The 1,824-nt window shown below is 50.2% G+C and carries 2 protein-coding genes; both read left to right on the top strand.

Annotated elements, in window-relative coordinates; translation table 11 throughout:
* Positions 1–88 precede the first annotated feature (88 nt).
* Entirely contained in the window at positions 89–637 is a 549-nt protein-coding gene (locus tag COV46_01875) for a nitroreductase (protein ID PIR17999.1), read from the top strand.
* Positions 638–760: 123 nt separating this feature from the next.
* A partial coding sequence (locus COV46_01870; GenBank protein ID PIR17998.1) for a type IV pili twitching motility protein PilT occupies positions 761–1,824 on the top strand: 1,064 nt, incomplete at its 3' end.

The following is a 1,824-nucleotide window of genomic DNA, read 5'->3' as shown; positions in this document are numbered from 1 at the left end:
ACATTTGGTAGCTACGGCGCCGATGCCTGGGCGCTCTTCTCACGTTAGAACTTGTCTTTTGATCCGCATCTATATATAAGCCCCCATCATGTCATTCATCGAACTTGTCAAAAAACGCAGGAGCATACGAAAATTCAAACCGGATCCTGTAAGTAACGAACAGGTCATGCAGGTCCTTGAGACTGCGAGGCTTGCGCCGTCCGGGAACAACAGCCAGCCGTGGCGGTTCGTGATCGTGCGTGACGAAAAGATTAGGCGTGCGCTTTACGAAACAAGCGGACAGCAGAGATTTATGCTGGAAGCACCGATGGTGATAGCCCTGCTTGCCGATATAACCTGCCGAGTTCCGTCTCCGGCATCGGTCAACCATCCGGAGAACGCCGATAACCTAAGAAAGATCATCCGGGATACGTCTATCGGCGGCGAACATGTAGCCCTTGCGGCAACGGATCTCGGCCTTGCAACATGCTGGAACGCTATGTTCGCGCAGGGTGACGTGAAACCAGTTCTTAAAGTCCCTGACGACCATTATGTTGTGGCGATCTTTGCCCTTGGATACGCGAATGAAGCCCCTCCGATGCGCCCGCGCAGACCGCTCAAGGAACTTATCTATAATGAAGAATTCGGGAAGAGATAATTAAAGCCCTAGGGCAAATAACCACAAGGCGGAGTCAAAAGTTCCAAGGCCAATAAAAATTCTTCTTTCAAGATAGTATAAAACATTGTACCATGCGTTTCCAAAATAAGGAGAATCAACAAAATGGCCACATTACAAGACCTCTTAAAAAAGACGATCGATTCCGGCGCAAGCGATCTTCATATATGCGCAAAACAACCCCCTAAAATAAGGATAGACGGTTCGCTCAGGACCATAGAAGGGGCAAAACCGCTCTCAGCCGAAGAGACAAAGGCGTTATGCTTTGAACCTCTCTCGGAAGAACAGAAAAAGCGCCTTGTGCTGTCTAAAGAGCTCGATCTCTCATTCAGCGTGGGCGAAAAGGCCCGTGTCAGGGCCAACATCTTCTACCAGATGGACACTGTGGCCGGCGCGTTCAGAAACATCCCGTATAAGATACCGGCCGCCGAAAAGCTTGGAATTCCCGATGCTATAATGAAGCTGACGGAAAAACCGAGGGGTCTTGTGCTTGTTACGGGTCCTACCGGAAGCGGGAAATCCACAACGCTTGCAGCAATGATCGACAAGATAAATGAAACAAGACCTGATCATTTAATAACCATAGAAGACCCAATAGAATATCTCTATCAGCCAAAATTGGCCCTTCTTAACCAACGCGAGGTCGGCTCTGACACGAACACTTTCGCTTCGGCCCTCAAATATATATTAAGACAGGACCCTGACGTTGTGCTGATAGGCGAAATGAGAGACCTTGAGACCATCCAAGCGGCAATAACGACCGCTGAAACCGGCCATTTGGTCTTTGCGACACTTCACACGAATACCGCCGTTCAGACGGTGGACCGTATAATAGACGTCTTTCCCCCGCATCAGCAGCCTCAGATAAGGACCGAGCTTTCGTTCATATTAGAAGGCATAATATCGCAACAGCTGATACCGAAAATAGGCGGAGGCAGAACTCTGGCGCTTGAGATGCTCTTCCCCACCTCCGGCATCAGGAACCTCATCCGCGAGGCAAAGACGCATCAGATCTATTCGCAGATGCAGATGGGCCAAGAAGGGACAGGCATGAGGACCATGAACCAGTCGCTCGCAACCCTTGCCAAGGGAGGGGTCATCTCCGAAGAGGACGCATTCTCCTTCTGCGTCGATGCCGAGGAGTTCAAGGCGCTTATGGGCAGAAAACT

It is taken from the genome of Deltaproteobacteria bacterium CG11_big_fil_rev_8_21_14_0_20_49_13 (assembly GCA_002796305.1).
Taxonomy (GTDB): Bacteria; UBA10199; UBA10199.
Note: the sequence above shows the minus strand (reverse complement) of the source record. Positions and strands in the feature narration are given on the sequence as shown.

Coding starts and splice junctions, on each gene's coding strand:
- COV46_01875 (PIR17999.1), top strand. CDS start 89: ATGTCATTCATCGAACTTGTCAAAAAACGCAGGAGCATACGAAAATTC.